At 71.2% G+C, this 18330-nt stretch carries 16 protein-coding genes; 8 read left to right on the forward strand and 8 right to left on the reverse strand.

Features of this window, described 5'->3' with window-relative positions; translation table 11 throughout:
* Positions 1–16 precede the first annotated feature (16 nt).
* Together ACQ5BE_RS17845 and ACQ5BE_RS17850 are read left to right on the forward strand one after the other, a co-directional pair.
* Positions 17–523 (forward strand): MarR family winged helix-turn-helix transcriptional regulator, encoded by a 507-nt coding sequence (locus tag ACQ5BE_RS17845; protein WP_208710411.1) that lies wholly within the window; start codon positions 17–19, stop codon positions 521–523.
* Between the two features lie 93 nt (positions 524–616).
* Positions 617–1342 (forward strand): hemerythrin domain-containing protein, encoded by a 726-nt coding sequence (locus ACQ5BE_RS17850; protein ID WP_430298311.1) that lies wholly within the window; start codon positions 617–619, stop codon positions 1340–1342.
* A gap of 416 nt (positions 1343–1758) precedes the next feature.
* Here the strand turns inward: ACQ5BE_RS17850 and mmsB are convergent, their stop codons facing one another.
* From mmsB to ACQ5BE_RS17870, 4 genes are all read right to left on the reverse strand, one after another.
* Positions 1759–2685, reverse strand: a complete 927-nt coding sequence (mmsB, locus tag ACQ5BE_RS17855) for a 3-hydroxyisobutyrate dehydrogenase (RefSeq protein WP_430298312.1) — start codon at positions 2683–2685, stop codon at positions 1759–1761.
* Positions 2682–3806 (reverse strand): enoyl-CoA hydratase/isomerase family protein, encoded by a 1125-nt coding sequence (locus ACQ5BE_RS17860; protein WP_430298313.1) that lies wholly within the window; start codon positions 3804–3806, stop codon positions 2682–2684. Before ACQ5BE_RS17860 ends, mmsB begins: the two co-directional genes overlap by 4 nt.
* Positions 3807–5309, reverse strand: coding sequence for a CoA-acylating methylmalonate-semialdehyde dehydrogenase (locus tag ACQ5BE_RS17865; protein WP_430298314.1), 1503 nt, complete (start codon positions 5307–5309; stop codon positions 3807–3809).
* Positions 5310–5492: 183 nt separating this feature from the next.
* Positions 5493–6407: an aminodeoxychorismate lyase gene (locus ACQ5BE_RS17870; protein ID WP_430298315.1), complete on the reverse strand. Its 915-nt coding sequence runs from the start codon at positions 6405–6407 to the stop codon at positions 5493–5495.
* 33 nt (positions 6408–6440) lie between these two features.
* On the opposite strand from ACQ5BE_RS17870, the gene cls reads away from it, so the two are divergent.
* The gene (gene cls, locus ACQ5BE_RS17875; RefSeq protein WP_430298316.1) at positions 6441–7910 is read left to right on the forward strand and encodes a cardiolipin synthase; all 1470 of its coding nucleotides are present in this window, start codon (positions 6441–6443) and stop codon (positions 7908–7910) included.
* 92 nt (positions 7911–8002) lie between these two features.
* Here cls and ACQ5BE_RS17880 read toward each other — a convergent pair whose 3' ends face one another.
* Genes ACQ5BE_RS17880 through ACQ5BE_RS17895 form a run of 4 tightly spaced genes read right to left on the reverse strand, consistent with a single transcriptional unit; the run spans position 8003 to position 12376 of the window.
* A complete protein-coding gene (locus ACQ5BE_RS17880; protein ID WP_430298317.1) occupies positions 8003–10282 on the reverse strand; it encodes a chorismate-binding protein in 2280 nt (759 codons plus the stop codon).
* A gap of 4 nt (positions 10283–10286) precedes the next feature.
* Positions 10287–10820 carry a low molecular weight protein-tyrosine-phosphatase gene (locus ACQ5BE_RS17885; protein WP_430298318.1) on the reverse strand — a complete coding sequence of 178 codons (534 nt, stop codon included), beginning with the start codon at positions 10818–10820 and terminating at the stop codon, positions 10287–10289.
* 58 nt (positions 10821–10878) lie between these two features.
* Positions 10879–11499, reverse strand: a complete 621-nt coding sequence (locus tag ACQ5BE_RS17890; RefSeq protein ID WP_413248680.1) for a LysE family transporter — start codon at positions 11497–11499, stop codon at positions 10879–10881.
* A gap of 46 nt (positions 11500–11545) precedes the next feature.
* Entirely contained in the window at positions 11546–12376 is an 831-nt protein-coding gene (locus tag ACQ5BE_RS17895; RefSeq protein WP_430298319.1) for a methyltransferase domain-containing protein, read from the reverse strand.
* 143 nt (positions 12377–12519) lie between these two features.
* Between ACQ5BE_RS17895 and ACQ5BE_RS17900 the strand changes: the two genes are divergently transcribed.
* The 5 genes from ACQ5BE_RS17900 to ACQ5BE_RS17920 all read left to right on the forward strand — a co-directional run bounded on the left by ACQ5BE_RS17900 (position 12520) and on the right by ACQ5BE_RS17920 (position 18330).
* Positions 12520–12933, forward strand: coding sequence for a hypothetical protein (locus ACQ5BE_RS17900; protein ID WP_430298320.1), 414 nt, complete (start codon positions 12520–12522; stop codon positions 12931–12933).
* Between the two features lie 92 nt (positions 12934–13025).
* Positions 13026–14444: an MFS transporter gene (locus ACQ5BE_RS17905; protein WP_430298321.1), complete on the forward strand. Its 1419-nt coding sequence runs from the start codon at positions 13026–13028 to the stop codon at positions 14442–14444.
* Between the two features lie 174 nt (positions 14445–14618).
* On the forward strand, positions 14619–16499 hold the full coding sequence (gene dnaK, locus ACQ5BE_RS17910) for a molecular chaperone DnaK (protein WP_430298322.1): 1881 nt from the start codon (positions 14619–14621) through the stop codon (positions 16497–16499).
* Positions 16500–16501: 2 nt separating this feature from the next.
* Positions 16502–17188, forward strand: a complete 687-nt coding sequence (locus ACQ5BE_RS17915; RefSeq protein WP_430298323.1) for a nucleotide exchange factor GrpE — start codon at positions 16502–16504, stop codon at positions 17186–17188.
* Between the two features lie 164 nt (positions 17189–17352).
* Positions 17353–18330 (forward strand): DnaJ C-terminal domain-containing protein, encoded by a 978-nt coding sequence (locus tag ACQ5BE_RS17920; protein ID WP_430298324.1) that lies wholly within the window; start codon positions 17353–17355, stop codon positions 18328–18330.

The raw sequence follows: 18330 nt of genomic DNA on the forward strand, positions 1-18330 counted from the left end.
GAACCTCAGGAGGACCATGGGCGCCCCGCTTCCCCGCGACCCCATTGCCGACGCCCAGCGCAACTGGGAACGGCACGGGTGGGGGGACGTTGCGGCGCCCATGGCAGCCATCACGGCGATCATGCGGACCCAGCAGATCCTCATCGCCCGCATCGAGGACGTGCTCAAGCCGCTGGGCCTGACCTTTGCCCGCTACGAGATGCTCGCGCTCCTGAGCTTCGCGCGGACCGGGGCGCTCCCGATGAGCAAGGCCAGCGCCCTCCTCCAGGTGCATCCCACCTCGGTGACGAACGCCGTCGACCGTCTCGAGAAGGCCGGCTATGTGAGCCGGGCGCCGCACCCCACGGACGGCCGGACCACGCTGATCGAACTCACGCCCGAGGGCCGTGCCCTCGCGGAGAAGGCCACCGCGGCGCTCAACGCGGAGGTGTTCGGCCGCTCGGGCTTCACGGGGGACGACGTCGAGTCGCTGATCCGCATCCTCGCCGACTTCCGGCGGCAGGCCGGGGACTTCGCGGACTGAGCACTGGGGCTCGATCGCGGCATTGTCGGGCCCGATGCCGGATCCTATGATCGTCGTGGGGAGTTCCCTGGGGGGCCAGATTGGGGCTCAACGATGTCTGACTTCTTCACCATGCACCCTGGGGAAACCGCCGCGCCCGTGCCGCCGGGACCCGCGCTCTGCGCCGGGACGGATGGCATGCGCCGCATCCACCGCGTGTTCCTGTGGGCCTACGACGAGGCTCCCGGCCTCGTCCGCTCGGCCGCGGCCGGGGACACCGCCCGCGCCGCGTACGTCGGCGAGGTTCTCGCGACCTTCGACAAGCTGCTCCACGTCCACCACGAGGGCGAGGACGAGAGCATGTACCCGATTCTTGCCCAGCGGGCTCCCGGCTGTGCGATGCATGTCGAGCTCATGCTCGCCCAGCACCGGCAGGTCGCCGAACGGCTCGAGGAGATCGGGCCGCTGCGCGAGCAGTGGGTGCGGACGGCGGATCCGGACGTGCGCGACCGCCTGGCCGAGCGCTATGCGAGCATGGGCGACCTGCTCAAGGTGCACCTGCGCCGGGAGGTCACCGAGGTCATGCCTGCCGTGGACCGGGTCGTCACCGAGGACGAGATGGCGGCCATGGTCAAGCACAGCACCGGCAGCTTCAGCGCGAAGGTGATGCTCGCCTACCTCGGCATGGTGCTGGCGTCGAATCCGCCCGAGGAGCGGCAGGGGCTCTTCATGGACGTCCCGGCCCCGATCCGCGTCGCGTACCGCCTCGTGGGCCGCCGCCTCTACCGGAAGCAGTACTCGACCCTCTTCCCCGGCCGGGAGATCCCCGCGACCCTCTGAGGGTCACCTCCTGGGGGTCACCTTCTGGGGGTCACCTTCTGTGGGTCAGGTCCTGAGGGTCACCTTGTGGGGGTCACCTTCTGCGCGTCTTCGTCCCCAGCTTTTGCCTTCACGTCACGGCGTGTCGGGGGGTTCTCCGGGAGTGTCGCGATCGGAGTTAGCCGAAAGCTGGGGAATTCGGCACGTGACCCTCAGGACGTGACCCCCAGGACGTGACCCCCAGGACGTGACCCTCAGGACGTGACCCTCAGGACGTGACCCCCAGAAGGGTGGGCAGAGCGGAAGGAGGTGGCGCACGACGGCGAGCGGTCGCCGTCGTGCGCCCGGAGCACCGACCGACCCCCGAGCACCCACGCGATGTGACTCCCAGGATCTGACCCCTAAATCCGGAGGAGGTGACCCCCAGAATCTGACCCCTAGACGGCGGGGGGCTCGGACTGGTCCCGGATCGTGTTGATGATGCCCGAGAAGTCCGTGCCGGCCCCGCCGTGCTCGACGAAGGAGTCGTAGATCTTCGACGCGAGCTGCCCCATCTCGGCCGCGACGCCGGTGTGCTCGAGCGCGTTGACCGCCAGGCGCAGGTCCTTGGCCATGAGGGCGCCTGCGAACCCGGGCTGGTAGTCCCGGTTGGCGGGGCTCGTGGGCACCGGCCCCGGGACCGGGCAGTTCGTGGTCAGGGCCCAGCACTGGCCGGAGGCGTGGGCCGCGACGTCGAACAGGGCCTCGTGCGTGAGGCCGAGCTTCTCGCCGAGCACGAACGCCTCGCTCACCGCGATCATGGACACGCCGAGGATCATGTTGTTGCAGACCTTCGCGGCCTGGCCGAGGCCGTGGGCGCCGCAGTGGACCACGCGCTTGCCCATCGTCTCGAGGATCGGGCGGACCACGGCGACGTCGTCGTCCTCCCCGCCGACCATGAAGGTGAGCGTCCCGGCCTCCGCTCCGACCACTCCGCCGGAGACGGGAGCGTCCACGGAACGGTGTCCCGCGGCGATGGCCGCGGCGGCAGCCTCCTGGGCCTCCGTGACGTTGATCGTCGAGCAGTCGAGGAAGAGCGTGCCCGGCGCAGCGGCCTCGAGGAGCCCCGGCCGTCCGCCGGCGCCGCGGTAGGCGTCGAGGACGTGGCGCCCGCTCGGGAGCATCGTCAGCACGACGGACGCCCCTGCGGCGGCCTCCGTGGCCGAGGCCGCCATGGGCACGCCGTGCGCCTTGGCGGCCTCGACGGCCGCGGGCACGGGGTCGTAGCCGATGACCGTGTAGCCCGCGCCGATAAGGTTCGCAGCCATCGGGCCGCCCATGTGGCCGAGGCCGAGGAAGGCGATCGTGCCGGTCTCCTGGGTCATACCCTCTCCTTCTCCAGACTCTGACGGACGGTGTCTGCAAGCCCCAGCTCGTGCTCCCCTAGCGGTGCGAAGAGCGCCTCGACGGCCTCGGGACGCACCTCGTGCAGGGTCGCGGACGCCCAGTGCGGGTCCCGGTCCTTGTCGATGACCTGGGCGCGGATGCCCTCGCGGAAGTCGCGGCCGGCCAGCAGGCGCACTCCGACCCGGTACTCCTCGTCGAGGGTCTCCTCGAGGGCCGTGCTGCGGGGCCCGCGGGCACGCGCCCGGCGCAGCGCCTCGAGCGTGGCCTTGACGGACGTGGGGGACTTGGCCTCGATCGCGCGGGCGGCTTCGGCAGCAGGGCCTCCCAACGCCCGCAGCCGGCGCACGATCTGCTCGGCGTCGTCGCATGCGTACGCCTCGTCGATCCACCCCCGCTCCGCCTCGAGCTCGGAGAGGGGAGGCACGACGGCGAGGCGCGCCACGGCGTCGTCCGCCGGCTCGGTCTCGAGCGCCCGGGCGAGGGCCTCCAGACGGTCGGCGGGGACGAAGAAGTCCGCGAGGCCGAGGTGGATCGCGTCGGCGCCGGCGAGGTGCGCGCCGGTGAGGGCCGCGTGGGTTCCCGCCTCGCCGGGCGCGGTCCCGAGCAGAAGGGTCCCGCCGACGTCGGGCACGAACCCGATCGTGGTCTCCGGCATGCCCGTGCGCGTGCGCTCGGTGACCACGCGGTGCGAGCCGTGTGCGGAGATGCCCACGCCGCCGCCGAGCACGAGCCCGTCCATGAACGCCACGTACGGCTTCGGGTAGCGGCTGATGAGGGAGTTGAGCCGGTACTCGGTGCGCCAGAAGCGCGCGGTGGCATCGCCGCCGTCGAGCATGTCGCGGTAGATCGCCACGATGTCCCCGCCCGCGCACAGCCCGCGCCCGCCGGCGCCGCGCACGAGGACGGTCTCCACGGCGTCGTCCTCGGCCCACTCGGTGAGCTGGTCGAGCATCGCCGCGGCCATGCCCTCCGTGAGCGCGTTGACCGCGCGCGGCCGGTTGAGGACGACGACGCCGAGCCGGCCCCGTCGCTCGAAGAGGACCTCGGGCTGGGGTGCTTCGGGCAGGGGTGCCTCGGGCGCTGCGCCTGCCGTCGCCATTCAGCTGCCCGCCGGCATCACGAAGCTCGCGCCCTGACGCACGCCCGAGGGCCAGCGGGTCGTGACCGTCTTGGTCTTGGTGAAGAACCGGAATGCATCCGGCCCGTGCTGGTTGAGGTCGCCGAAGCCCGAGGCCTTCCAGCCGCCGAACGTGTAGTACGCGATGGGCACGGGGATGGGCACGTTGACGCCGACCATGCCCACTTCGACCCGGCTCGCGAAGTCGCGGGCGGCGTCGCCGTCGCGGGTGAAGATCGCGACCCCGTTGCCGAACTCGTGCTCGCTGCACAGGCGCAGCGCCTCGTCGTAGTCCGCGGCGCGCACCACGCTCAGGACCGGGCCGAAGATCTCGTCCCGGTAGACCGACATGTCCTTCGTGACGCGGTCGAACAGCGTGGGACCGACCCAGAAGCCGCCCTCGTAGCCCTCGACCGCGTGGCCGCGGCCGTCCACGACCAGCTCTGCGCCCTCCTCGGCGCCAGCGGCGATGTAGCCCTCGATCCGCTCCTTGGCCGAGGCCGCGACGACCGGCCCGAAGTCGACATCCTTGTCCAGGCTCGCCCCGACCCGCAGCCCGGCGATGCGCTCGCGGAGCTTGCCCACGAGGGCGTCGGCCGTCTCCTCGCCCACGGGAACCGCCACCGAGATCGCCATGCAGCGCTCGCCCGCGGAGCCGTAGCCCGCACCGATGAGGGCGTCCGCGGCCATGTCGAGGTCTGCGTCGGGCAGGATGACCATGTGGTTCTTCGCGCCTCCGAAGCACTGGGCGCGCTTGCCCTTCTTGGCCGCCATCTCGTAGATGTACTGCGCGATCGGGGTCGACCCGACGAAGCCGATGGCCTTGACGCGGGGGTCCTCGAGGAGGGTGTCGACCGCCTCCTTGTCGCCGTTGACCACGTTGAACACGCCGTCCGGAAGTCCAGCCTCGGTGAGCAGTTCGGCGAGGCGGAGGGGGACCGAGGGGTCCCGCTCGGACGGCTTGCAGACGAACGCGTTGCCCGCGGCCAGGGCCGGGCCCGCCTGCCAGAGCGGGATCATGGCGGGGAAGTTGAACGGGCTGATGCCGGCGACGACGCCGAGCGGCTTGCGGAGCGAGTGGACGTCGACGCCGGTCGCGACGCTGTCCGAGAACTCGCCCTTGAGCAGGTGCGGGGCCGCACCCGCCGAGAACTCGACAACCTCGAGCCCGCGCTGGAGGTCGCCCTTCGCGTCCGCGAACGTCTTGCCGTGCTCCGAGGCGAGCAGCCGTGCGAGCTCGTCCATGTTCTCGTTGACGAGGTCCACGAACTTCAGCAGGATCCGGCCCCGGCGCTGGGGGTTCATGGCGGCCCAGTCAGGCTGGCCCTTCTCGGCGCTGGCGATGGCCTCGCGGACCTCGTCGGCGCTCGCGAGCGGGACGCGCGCCTGCACTTCGCCCCGGCAGGGATCGTAGACGTCGCCGAACCGGCCCGACGTCCCGTCGACACGGGCGCCGCCGATGTAGTGGTGGAGGTCGCGGACCATGGAGAGCTCCTTTGCTCAGGGTGGACTTGCTCAGGGATGTGTGATCCAAGTCATCTCGAGACCGAAGATACTCGGACTTCCAACTAATTTCCAGAGCCAGCCCGCCGAGGTCACCCCGTGTGCCGCCGAGGTCACCCCGTGTGGCGCCGAGGTCACCCCGTGTGGCGCCGAGGGAGCCCGGCGCTACGCGATCGCGTCGAAGAGCCCCGCGAGCTCGGCGGTCAGCGCCTTGGCGAGCTCGGGGTCCGAACCGATCGGCTTCCCGTCGACGTGCTTCACGGGTGTCAGGAGTCGGACGGAGGAGATGAGCCAGACGGCGTCGGCGTCGAACAGGTCGTCCGGCTCGAGCGGCCCGTACCCGAGCTCCCACCCGGCCTCCTTGGCCGCCGCGAAGAGCGCCCCCTGCGACGTTCCCGGGAGGATCCCCGAATCGAGCTGGGGGGTGACCAGACGGCGGAGGGTGACCCGGCCGGCGTCGTCCTTCTCCGCGTGCGCGATGAGGACCGTGGAGGTCGGACCCTCGAGCACCTTGCCGTCCTCGGAGGTGAAGATGACGTCGTCGGCCCCATGCGCGTGCGCGTAGCGCAGCGCCGCCATGTTCACGGCGTAGGAGAGCGTCTTCGCCCCGAGGAGGAGCCAGGGCGCGCGCTCGGCCACGTCGGAGTCGTAGCCGCGGTCCAGGAGCAGGACGTCGATGCCCTCCTCGCGCTGCCGCTTCGCCGCCGGCGCGGGGGCCGAGGCGGCGACCCAGCAGGTGGGCGCATGGGCGCCCTCGACGCCGCGCGTCGCCACGAGCTTCACGACCACCTCCTGCAGGGGGGCCACGGTCCGCTGGTACTCGTCCAAGGCCGTCATGATGGCCCGCTCCCAGGCCTCGTGGTCCGGCACGTCGAGCTCGAGCAGCCGGGCGCTGGACGCGAGCCGGCGCAGGTGCGCGGGGAGCTTGCGGACGTGGCCGTCCATCACGAGCAGCGTCTCGAACACGCCGTCGCCGCGGGTGGCCCCGAGGTCGGTCGCGAACAGCTGCGGCTTCGTGGCGTCCTCCACCCGCCCGTCGGGAAACGCCGGATCGAGGAACGTCAGAACGGTGGAGGTCATGGGGACAGCTTAGGCGCACCGTAGGCTGGGCCCATGCTCCTGCAGCTGCCTCTGATTGGGCTCCTGCCCGACTGGCTCACCTTCGCGCTCGGCGTCCTCGACCTGGTCATCCGGGTCGTGGTGCTCGGCATCATCCCCGGCAACCGCCGGCCCACGACCGCCATGGCGTGGCTCCTGGCGATCTTCTTCATCCCCACCCTCGGCCTCGTGCTGTTCCTGCTCTTCGGGAACTTCCGCCTCTCGCGGCGCCGCCGGGAGCAGCAGCAGGAGGTGAGCGCGCGGGTGCGGGCCGCGCTCGCGGCGTCGCACGACGTCGACACCACCTTCCCGGGGCCCGAATGGCTGCATTCGGCGGCCGCGCTCAACCGCCACCTCGGCTCGCTGCCCATGGTCAACGGCAACACCGTCCGGCTCATCCCCGGCTACGAGGACGCGCTCGCCGAGATGGCGGAGGCGGTGCGGAACGCCAAGCGCTTCGTCAACGCCGAGTTCTACATCATGAGCTGGGACGACGTCACCGACGAGCTCTTCACCGCCCTCAAGGAGGCCGCCGACCGTGGGGTCGAGGTCCGGGTCCTCTTCGACCACCTCGGCACGCTCCGAATCCACGGCTACCGGGACCTCAAGCGGCGGCTCAAGGCGTCCAGGATCCAGTGGCGGCGCATGCTCCCGCTCCTGCCGCTGCTGGGCCAGTGGCGCCGGATCGACCTCCGCAACCACCGCAAGATCCTGGTCGTGGACGGGGAGGTCGCGTTCACCGGCTCGCTCAACGTCGTCGAGCGCTCGTACAGGAACCCACGGCACAGGAGGGTGGGCCGCAAGTGGGTCGAGCTCATGTCCCGGTTGGAGGGCCCCGCGGTCACCACGCTGAACGTCGTCTTCGCCACGGACTGGCTCTCGGAGACCGACGACCTGCTCGAGGACCAGCTCGAGGCCGCCCACCCGCGCGGCGACTCCCCGGCGCAGGTGGTGCCGAGCGGTCCCGCGTTCGCCAACGAGAACAACCTGCGCCTGTTCAACACGCTCATCTACTCCGCGCAGCACCGGCTCTCGATCTGCAGCCCGTACTTCGTCCCCGACGACTCGCTCCTGTACGCGGTGACGACGGCGGCGCAGCGCGGGGTCGACGTCGAGCTGTTCGTCTCCGAGCAGGGGGACCAGTTCCTCGTCCACCACGCCCAGCAGTCCTACTACGAGCAGCTCCTCACGGCGGGCGTGAAGATCTACCGGTACCCCAAGCCGTACGTCCTGCACGCGAAGCACTTCACGGTGGACAGCGCCGTGGCCGTCCTCGGCTCCTCCAATATGGACATGCGCTCGTTCTCGCTCAACCTCGAGGTCTCGCTCATGCTCCCCGGCGAGGAGATCGTGGCGCAGATGCGCGAGGTCGAGGACATGTACCGCGAGATCAGCAAGCCCCTGGACCTCGACGCGTGGCGCAGCCGGCCACTCCTGAGGCGCTACATCGACAACGTCGCCCGGCTCACCGCGACGCTGCAGTAGGCGCCGGCGCCCCCTCCGCCTGGGGGTCACGTCCTGGGGGTCACCTCACGTGACCTTCAGGACGTGACCTCCAGAACGTGGCCTCCAGACGGTCAGGCCGGGAACACCGAGCCGAGGGTATCCAGGACCGCGAAGGCCTTCGTGCGGATCTCCTCGTACTCGTCGGCGGGGTCCGAGTCGGCCACGACGGCGCCGCCCACCCCGAGCGTGAGGCGCGTGGCGCCGTCGTGCGCGCCTGCCGCGCCGGTGCGCTCCATGACGAGGGTGCGGATCACCACGGACAGGTCCGCGGCGCCCGTGCGCGAGAAGTAGCCGATCGCGCCCGAGTACACGCCGCGTGGCCCGGCTTCGAGGCGGTCGAGGATCTCCATCGTGCTGATCTTCGGCGCGCCCGTCATCGAACCGGGCGGGAAGGCGGCCGCGACAGCCTCCGCCCGCGAGGCGCCAGGCCGCAGGCGCGCGTCGATCGTGCTGACGAGCTGGTGCACCGTCGCGTACGACTCCACCGCGAACAGCCGCGACACGCCCACCGATCCCGGCACGGCGTGGTGGCTCAGGTCGTTGCGCAGCAGGTCGACGATCATCAGGTTCTCCGCGCGGTCCTTCGGGTTCGCGGCGAGCTCGCGCACGACGCCGGCGTCCTCCTCCGCGCTCGCACCCGGCCGGCGGCGTCGGGTGCCCTTGATCGGCTCGGCGCGGAGGGCGCCGTCGGCCGCGAGGGACAGGAAGCGTTCCGGAGACGTGCTCGCGATGCTGAGGCCGCCGAACCGCGCGAAGGCCGCGAACGGGGCCGGGCTGCGGCGCCGGAGCGCGCGGTACGTTTCGAGGGGCACGACGGCGGTCTGGCCGCCGGGGGTGCCGCCGCCTCCTGGGAGCGTGGCCTCCAGGGTGGTGGTGAGGCAGACCTCGTAGGTGTTGCCCTCGGCGATCTCGGCCTGGGCGGCGCTGACCTTCGCCATGTAGGCCGCGGCGGAGTCCCGCGCCGCGAACACCGGCGCCGAGGTCACCCCGTGTGGCGCCGAGGTCGCCTCGTGTGGCGCCGAGGTCACCTCGTGTGGCGCCGAGGTCACCCCGTCGGTGCAGGCGTCAAGGGCGGCCGACGCTCCGTCGATCCACCAGCCCGCATCGGAGGACGCGAGGGCCAGGACCCAGGCCTCCCCGTTCGCGTGGTCAAGGACTACGGCCCGCGCCGCGAAGAGGAGCTGGGCATCGGGGAGGCCTGTGTTGACGTCGCTGCCCCCGCACTCGCGTTTGAGTTCGTAGCCGAGGTAGCCGAGCCAGCCCAGCGCGAAGCCGCAATCGAGACCCGGCACGGCCGGCGCGGTCGCGTGGCCCCACTCGGTGTCGAGCCAGCGGAAGAACGGGCTGGGGAATGTGGCCGTGACGGGCGTGGGCGTCGCGGGGCCGAACACCACTTCGGTGGTTCCACGCCGGTGGGCCATGCGGCGGCCGAGCTGACCGCCGTCGTCGGCCATGATGCTGAAGCGGCTGCGGGGGCGGGCCTGACGCCCGGGCGGGGTGACGTCGGCGTCAGAGGGGGTGACGTCGGCGTCAGAGGGGGTGACGTCGGCGTCAGGCGGGGTGACGTCGGCGTCAGGCGGGGTGACCTCGGCGTCAGAGGGGGTGACCTCGGCGTCGGAGGCGTCGAGCCAGACCGCGTGCTCCGAGTCCCCGAAGAGCTCCGCGAAGAGCCGCTCGGGATCGGGCCTGGCCAGCACCCGGCGCACGACGACGCCCGCGGACTCCCGCTCGGCGCGCTCCGGCGCCAGCAGGTCGCGGAGGGCCGGCAGCTCGGCCAAGGCGGCCAGGACCTGCCCGGTGGATCCCTCGGGCCGGTCGGGGGTGCCCGCAGCGCTCGCGACGACGACCGCGGCAGCCGCGCGTACGTCGTCGTCCGCGAGCCAGACCTCTTCCTGCGCCGCCCAGCGGTCCCAGTGCGGGGCGTACGTCTCGCCGTCGCGCTCGAGGGCGCGGCGCTTGCGCTCCGCGGCCTCGGCCTCGACCCACACGACCGCGTCGCAGAACGCGCGGAGCCGTGCCGCGCCCGCGCCCACCCCCTCGAGCACGACGACGTCCGCCGGCTCGGTGACCCGCTCCTCGCCGTCGAGGCCGGCAGCCCAGTCCCACGCGCGCCATCTGGCGGCCTCGCCGCGCCTCAGCGGCGCCAGGATCCCGGCTGCGGAGCGCTCGATCCCCGCCGCAAGGCCGTCCCAGCCGGGGTAGACGTCCTCGAGGTGCACGAGCGCCACCGTGCGGTGGGTACGGAGCACCGCGGCCAGTTCTACGGCGAGGGAGGTCTTCCCGGAGCCGGAGCGGCCGTCGACGGCGATGACGGCCGGGGTGCGCGCCGGGCCGTGGTGCGCGGAGGGCACGTGCTCAGGCGCCGGCGAGCTGCTGGTCCCGGAAGGCGAGTTCGCCCCGCACGTGGGCGACGATGCCCGGGACGGCCGCCGCAATGAGCTTCCAAGTGAGCTCGAAGTCGCTCTGGTCCCCGAACCAGGGGTCTTCGATGCCCTGGTCGAGGTGGTCGAGGTGGGCCACCTCGGGGTCGAACGCGCGGAGCATCCGGATCTTGTCCTCGGTGCCGGCCGGGGCGCTCTGGCGGAGGTGGCCGTAGTGGTCGACGTCGAGGGCGAGGATGAGCTCGCGCTCGATGAACCACGCGCGCTCGAACTGCCGGGCGACATGCACGGCGGCACGGAGGCCGTGGCCGTCGAGGACGCGCGCGGCGCGGGGGTCGATGGGACGCCCCACCTCGTAGTTCGTGGTGCCCGCGGAGTCGACGACGGCGACCTCGCCGAGGCCTGCTGCGCGCAGGGCGTCGGTGAGCATGAACTCGGCCATGGGAGAACGGCAGATGTTCCCGGTGCAGACCGTGATGATCCGGTAGGGGCTCGCCGTCGAGTTCATGTCACCAAGCATAGGGTCGGCGAGGGGATCGGACGGAATCCAGCCCCAGTGCGGGGCATCACACGAGCGCGAGGAGCGCGCCGACGCCGACGAAGAGGACTCCGAACACGCGGTTGAGGACGGTCTGCCCGCGCTCGCTCCGCGTGAACCGCTGGAAGCTCTTGGCCGCCAGCGCGAAGAAGAACCACATGACCAGGATGTCCACGATCACGATCGTGATCCCGATGACGAGGTACTGGCTCCACATCGGGAGGTCGGGCCGCACGAACCCCGGGATGAAAGCGAGGAAGAAGACGATCGCCTTCGGATTGAGCAGGTTGACCCAGAGCCCGCGCTGGAACATCGACCACGCCGGCTCGTTGGCAAGGGCCGCGGCCGCCTCCTGGGAGGTGTCGGGCCTGCTGAAGAACTGCCGCACGCCGAGGTACACGAGGTACGCCGCCCCGAGGTACCGGATCACGTTGAACGCCACCGGCGAGCTGGCCACAATGACGCCGAGCCCGGCCGCCACGATCGCCAAGTGCACGATGAGGGCCGCCTGCTGCCCGAGGACGCCCCAGATGGAGCGGCGGAACCCGGAGTTGAGCGAGTTGCTCATGGTGTTGATGGCACCCGCGCCGGGCGTGAAGCTGATCAGCAGGCAGGCGCCCACGAGGGCGCCCCAGAGGGAAAGCGGCACCCTACAAGCGTAGGGCCGCCGCGCGGTGGTCCAGGCCGCGCGAGGGCTACGCCCGGGCGACGACCTCCCCGTTGGGGATGAGGAACCAGCCGTCGGAGGACGAGCCCCAGCGGTGCCAGCCGGATGCGATGCGCTCGAGGTCTGCCTGGTCGGCGAACCCGTACTCGAGGGCCTGCTCAGCGAACGCCGAGTGGAGCACCCTCTCGCTCCACACGCGTGCCTGCCACGCGCGCTGCTGGGGCGTCGCGTAGAGCCAGTTGCTGCTCGACGGGGCCACGTCTGTGAACCCCGCCTCCTGCATCCAGCTCACGAGCCGCCGCCCGGCGTCGGGCTCGGCGCCGTTGCGCCGCGCGATCCGCTGGTACAGCTCCATCCACTCGTCGAGTTCCTCGATCTCCGGGTACCAGCTCATCCCGTGGAAGTCGGCGTCGCGCACCGCGACGATCCCGCCGGGTTTGGCCACGCGCCGCATCTCACGCAGCGCGGCGACGGGGTCCGTGAGGTGCTGGAGCACCTGGTGCGCGTGGACGACGTCGAACGACTCGTCCTCCAGGTCGAGGTCGTACACGTTCCCCGCGGTGAACGAGGTGTTCCCGACGCCGCGCTCCTCGGCGAGCGCCCTCGCCTGGGCGACGATGTCCTCGGAGCGGTCCAGCCCGACCACCTCGCCGGGGGCGACGAGGAGCGCGAAGTCGCACGTGATGCTGCCGGGCCCGCACCCGACGTCGAGCACCCTGAGCCCGGGGGTGAGGTGCGGGATGAGGAACGCCGCCGAGTTCTCCGCCGTGCGGGAGGCATGCGCCTTCACGACGCTCTCATGGTGGCCGTGGGTGTAGACGTCGTCAGGGGTGCGCGAGGTGCTGTCCGGGCCGCTCATGGCACCACGTTACAAGAGGGTGTGAAGTTCGCTACGAAAGGCCGGTTTTCGCGGGGGACGGCCCCGCCCTCCCGGTACCGTTGAAGGCGAATCATATACGACTGCTCGGGCAACGGTGCCCCCGCGTCTGAGAGGAGCGCCGAATGTCCCTGATCGAGAGTTCGAACAACCACACCCGCCGCCTCCGCCGCCGGGGCGGACGCATGCACCTCGGCGAGGACATCCTCCTCGCCCGCCACGGCAGCAACATCTCAAGCCTGCGCCTGGACCGCCGCGCGAACCGCATGGTCGCCACCCTCCACGACGGCACCATCGACTGCGCCTCGAACTCCCTCCTCCCGGTCCACCCGAGCCCGCTGGCCCGGATCGGGCAGCAGATCCAGGCGGTGCGCGAGGACAAGGCCTCCGTGAGCCGCGCCGAGATCCGCACCCTGGTCAAGTTCAGCGCCATCTGGCTCGCGATCAGCGTGCTCTTCACCGCCGGCGTGATCGCGCTCGCCCTCACCACGGGCAGCAGCGAAGCCCTCAACAGCGCCGCGTTCTACCCCGCCTACTGACCCGCGCGGAGCCGCTGCCCCGCGCCCGGACGGGCCGGACCGAAACGTGGACGGCACCCGCCGGCGGTGAGGCGCGTCGCTAGGCTGTGACGGTGACCCCCGCCGCCCCGCCTGCGACCGCATGGAGCCCCCGCCTGGCCCTCCTCGTCGCGGCCACGTTCTTCATGGAGTTCCTCGACGGAACGGCGCTGGCGACGGCGATGCCCGCCATCGGCAACGAATTCGGGGTCGCGCCGGCGGACGTGAACGTCGCGATGACCTCCTACCTCGTCACCGTGGCGATGGGGATCCCGTTCAGCGCCTGGCTCGCGGAGCGCTTCGGCGCCCGCCGCGTCTTCTCCGCGGCGATCGCTGTCTTCACGCTCGCCTCCCTCGCCTGCGCCCTGAGCCCCACGCTGGGGGCGCTCACGGGCTTCCGCGCGGTCCAGGGCTTCGGCGGGGCCATGATGGTCCCCGTCGGGACGCTCGTGGTGCTGCGCGGCACGCCCAAGGACGAGCTGCTCAAGGCCACCGCGTTCCTCGTGTGGCCGGGCCTCCTCGCACCGGTGCTCGCGCCGCTGGTCGGCGGCGCCCTGACCCAGTACCTCTCGTGGCACTGGATCTTCCTCGTCAACCTCCCCCTCGGCGCTGCCGCGCTGGTGGCCGCCCTGCGGCTCGTCCCGCGGGGCGGCGGCGATCCCTCCCGCGGGCTCGACTGGCCCGGCCTCGCGTTCACGACGGCGGGCGTCGCGGCCGTCGTCGTCGGCCTCGAGCTGCTCGGGCACGCGGGGGAGCTGTTCTGGGGCGGCGCCGCGCTCGCGGCGGGCATCGCGGCGCTGGCCGCGGCCGTCGCGTGGATGCGGCGCGCCGACTCGCCCCTGTTCGACTTCTCCGTCCTCGGAGTGCGCACCTTCAGGGCCACGCAGACCGGCGGGTTCGTGTACCGGCTCACGATCTCCTCGGTCCCGTTCATGCTCCCGCTCATGCTGCAGGACGGGTTCGGGTGGGACCCGGTCCGGGCCGGCTTCATGGTCGCGGCCGTGTTCGTGGGGAACATCGGGATCAAGCCGGCCACGACGCCGCTCATCCGCAGGCTCGGCTTCAAGCCCGTGCTGGTCGGCGCGGCGGCGGCGTCGGCAGCGACGTTCGCCCTGTGCGCCCTCGCGACTCCCGAGTGGCCCGATGCCCTCCTGTTCGCGGTCCTCGTGGCCTCGGGGGTGTTCCGCTCCATCGGCTTCTCGGCCTACATGACCGTCCAGTACGCCGACGTGGCGCCGGATCGGATGCCCAGCGCCAACGCCATCTCGAACACCCTCGTCCAGCTCGCCCACGCGCTCGGGGTCGCGGTGGGCGCGCTGCTGATCCGCTTCGCCGCGCAGGCGATGGGCGACGCCGCCGGGGCGGCTGCCGCTGACCCCGCGGCACCGTACCGGGTCGCCTTCGCCGCGATCGCCGTGATCATGCTGCTCTCGGTGGCGGACAGCGCGTTCCTCCCGCGCCACGCCGGGACCGAGGTGAGCGGGCGGCGGTAGCCGCGCGGCGCCGTCGTGCGCGGGCACCACCGCGGTACGCCGGCCGCGAACTTGAGTCTGGTCGACTCAACTTCATTTGACACGAGAGGCTGCCCGCGTAGACTTGAGTGCAGATCGCTCAACTTGATCCAGGCTGGGCGAGTGCAGTCCGATCAGCATCAGCAGGAGGAACCTATGTCCCGTGCAGTAGGCATCGACCTCGGCACCACCAACTCCGTCGTGTCCGTCCTCGAGGGCGGTGAGCCGACGGTCATCGCCAACGCCGAGGGCGGTCGCACCACGCCGTCCGTCGTCGCGTTCTCCAAGACGGGCGAGGTCCTCGTCGGCGAGATCGCCAAGCGCCAGGCCGTCAACAACATCGACCGCACCATCGCCTCGGTCAAGCGCCACATGGGCACCGACTGGTCGATCAACATCGACGACAAGAAGTACACGCCGCAGGAGATCTCCGCGCGCATCCTCATGAAGCTCAAGAACGACGCCGAGTCGTACCTGGGCGAGAAGGTCACCGACGCGGTCATCACCGTCCCGGCCTACTTCAACGACGCCGAGCGCCAGGCCACCAAGGAGGCAGGCGAGATCGCGGGCATGAACGTCCTGCGCATCATCAACGAGCCCACCGCGGCCGCGCTCGCGTACGGCCTCGACAAGGGCAAGGAGGACGAGCTCATCCTCGTCTTCGACCTCGGCGGCGGCACGTTCGACGTCTCCCTCCTCGAGGTCGGCAAGGACGAGGACGGCTTCTCGACCATCCAGGTCCGCGCGACCGCCGGCGACAACCGCCTCGGCGGCGACGACTGGGACCAGCGGGTCGTCGAGTACCTCCTCGGCCAGCTCAAGGTCAAGGGCATCGACCTCTCCAAGGACAAGATCGCCCTCCAGCGCCTCCGCGAGGCGGCCGAGCAGGCGAAGAAGGAGCTCTCGTCCTCGACGAGCACCAACATCTCGCTCCAGTACCTCTCCGTCACCCCCGACGGCCCGGTGCACCTCGACGAGTCGCTCTCCCGTGCGAAGTTCCAGGACCTCACCAAGGACCTGCTCGAGCGCACCAAGAAGCCGTTCCACGACGTGATCTCCGAGGCCGGCATCAAGGTCTCCGACATCGACCACGTGGTCCTCGTCGGCGGCTCGACCCGCATGCCCGCCGTCTCCGAGCTCGTCAAGGAGCTCACGGGCGGCAAGGAGCCGAACAAGGGCGTGAACCCGGACGAGGTCGTGGCCGTGGGCGCCGCACTGCAGGCCGGCGTCCTCAAGGGCGAGCGCAAGGACGTCCTCCTCATCGACGTCACCCCGCTCTCCCTCGGCATCGAGACCAAGGGCGGCGTGATGACCAAGCTCATCGAGCGCAACACGGCCATTCCGACCAAGCGCTCCGAGACCTTCACGACCGCGGACGACAACCAGCCGTCCGTGTCCATCCAGGTCTTCCAGGGCGAGCGCGAGTTCACCCGCGACAACAAGCCGCTGGGCACCTTCGAGCTCACGGGCATCGCCCCCGCCCCCCGCGGCGTCCCCCAGATCGAGGTCACCTTCGACATCGACGCCAACGGCATCGTGCACGTGTCCGCCAAGGACAAGGGCACGGGCAAGGAGCAGTCGATGACCATCTCGGGCGGCACCGCGCTGTCCAAGGACGACATCGAGCGCATGGTCGCCGACGCCGAGGCGCACGCCGCCGAGGACAAGAAGCGCCGCGAGGCCGCCGACACGCGCAACTCCGCCGAGCAGCTCGCGTACTCCGTGGACAAGCTCATCGCGGACAACGCGGACAAGCTGCCCGAGGAGGTCAAGACGGAGGTCAAGGCCGACGTCGACTCCCTCAAGAAGGCGCTCGAGGGCACGGACGACGAGGCTGTGAAGACCGCGTTCGAGAAGCTCCAGCAGTCCCAGACCAAGCTCGGCGAGGCGATCTACTCGCAGGCCCAGACCGGTGCGGCGGCGGGCGACGGCGCGCAGGCCGGAACGCACGACGCCGGCGCCCACTCTGCCGGTTCGGCGCACGCGGACGAGGACATCGTCGACGCCGAGATCGTGGACGAGGACGAGAAGAAGTAGCCATGGCCCCCCACGGAAACCAGAACGAGCACGAGCACGCGCGCGACTCCGAGGGGACCGGCGAGCGTCCTGAGCCGGTCATCCGGGACAACCGGAAGGTGGACCCGGTGACCGGCCAGGCGCGGCACCCCGAGCAGGACGGCGCCGCGGAGCACCCCGACCACGAGGACATCCGTCCGGTGGACGAGGCCCACGACTCCGGCGACGCGCTGGCCCAGGCGGAGCAGATCCTCAGCGAGGCAGCGGCCGGCGAGGAGGTCGCGGCGCACGACGCCGTCATCGCCGAGCTGCGCAACGACCTGCTCCGGCTCCAGGCGGAGTATGTCAACTACCGGCGCCGCGTGGACCGCGACCGGGCAGTGGCGGGCGAGGTCGCCGTCATGGGCGTCCTCAACTCCCTCCTGCCGGTCCTGGACGACATCGACGCCGCACGCGCCCACGGGGACCTGACAGACGGGCCGTTCGCTTCCATCGCGGCGAAGCTCGAGTCGGTCCTCGCAAGCCAGGGCCTCGAGCGGATCGACGCCGCCGGCGTGGAGTTCGACCCGAACGTCCACGAGGCGCTCATCCAGCAGCCGGGCGAGGGCATCGACGTCGACACGGTCCAGCAGGTGCTCCGCACCGGCTACCGCACCAAGGCGCGCGTCCTCCGGGCCGCCCAGGTGATCGTGGCGACGCCGCAGGGCTGAGCCGCGGGTCTGACCCGCCCCCGTTTCGGGTACAGATGATGCGCGTCCACGCCCTTTCGGGTACGCGGGCCATCCGGTCCGCGTACCCGAAAGGGCGGTTTGCGGAGTCATCTGTACCCGAAACCGTAGGAAACTTGAAGCACTACTCGAACTAAGGAGCGAACTTGGCCAGTCAGGACTGGGTGGACAAGGACTTCTACGCCATTCTGGGCGTGCCCAAGGACGCCTCCGCGGCGGACATCAAGAAGGCCTACCGCAAGCTCGCTCGGAAGTACCACCCGGACACCAACGCCGGTGACCTCGAGGCCGAGAAGAAGTTCAAGGACATCACCGAGGCGCACCACGTCCTCTCCGACCCGGAGGAGCGCCAGCAGTACGACGCCATCCGGGCGATGGGCGGTGCGCGCTTCGCCCCGGGCGGTGCCGGCGGCGCCGGGTCAGCGGGGTTCGAGGACCTCTTCGGCGGCCTCTTCGGCGGCGGCACCGGGCGGCACTCGCGCGGCTTCTCCACCGGCAACATCCCGCCCGAATTCGCTGACCTGTTCGGCGGCGGCTTCGGCGGGGGAGGGGGCTTCCAGGCTCCGCCCCAGCGCGGCGCGGACCGTCAGGCGACGACGACGATCTCCTTCGCCGGATCCATCCGCGGCACCACCATCGGCCTGCGCGAGCCCAGCGGCGAGGTCATCGACGTCCGGGTCCCCGCAGGGATCCGGGACGGGCAGAAGGTCCGCGTCCGCGGCAAGGGCGCCCCGGGTTCCGGCGGCGCCGGGGACCTCATGGTGACCGTCCACGTCACGCCCCACCCCTTCTTCGCCCGCGAGGGCGACAACCTCCGCATCCACGTCCCCGTCACGTTCGACGAGGCCGTCCTGGGTGCCCAGATCGACGTGCCCACCGTCGACGGCCCGACCGTGAAGATGAAGGTCCCCGCCGGGACCAGCTCCGGGCGCACGCTGCGCCTCAAGGGCAAGGGCGTCAAGACCTCCAAGGGCGCAGGCGACCTGCTGGTGACCATCGACGTCGTCGTGCCCCAGAACCTCTCGAAGGAAGCCGAGGAGGCCGTGCGGGCCTTCGCCGAGGCGACCGCCAAGAACGGCCAGTCCGACCCGCGCGCCCACCTTGCGGAGAAAGCGAGGCTCTAG

Origin of the sequence: Sinomonas sp. B1-1, from assembly GCF_050474465.1 — a bacterium.
GTDB lineage: Bacteria > Actinomycetota > Actinomycetes > Actinomycetales > Micrococcaceae > Sinomonas > Sinomonas flava.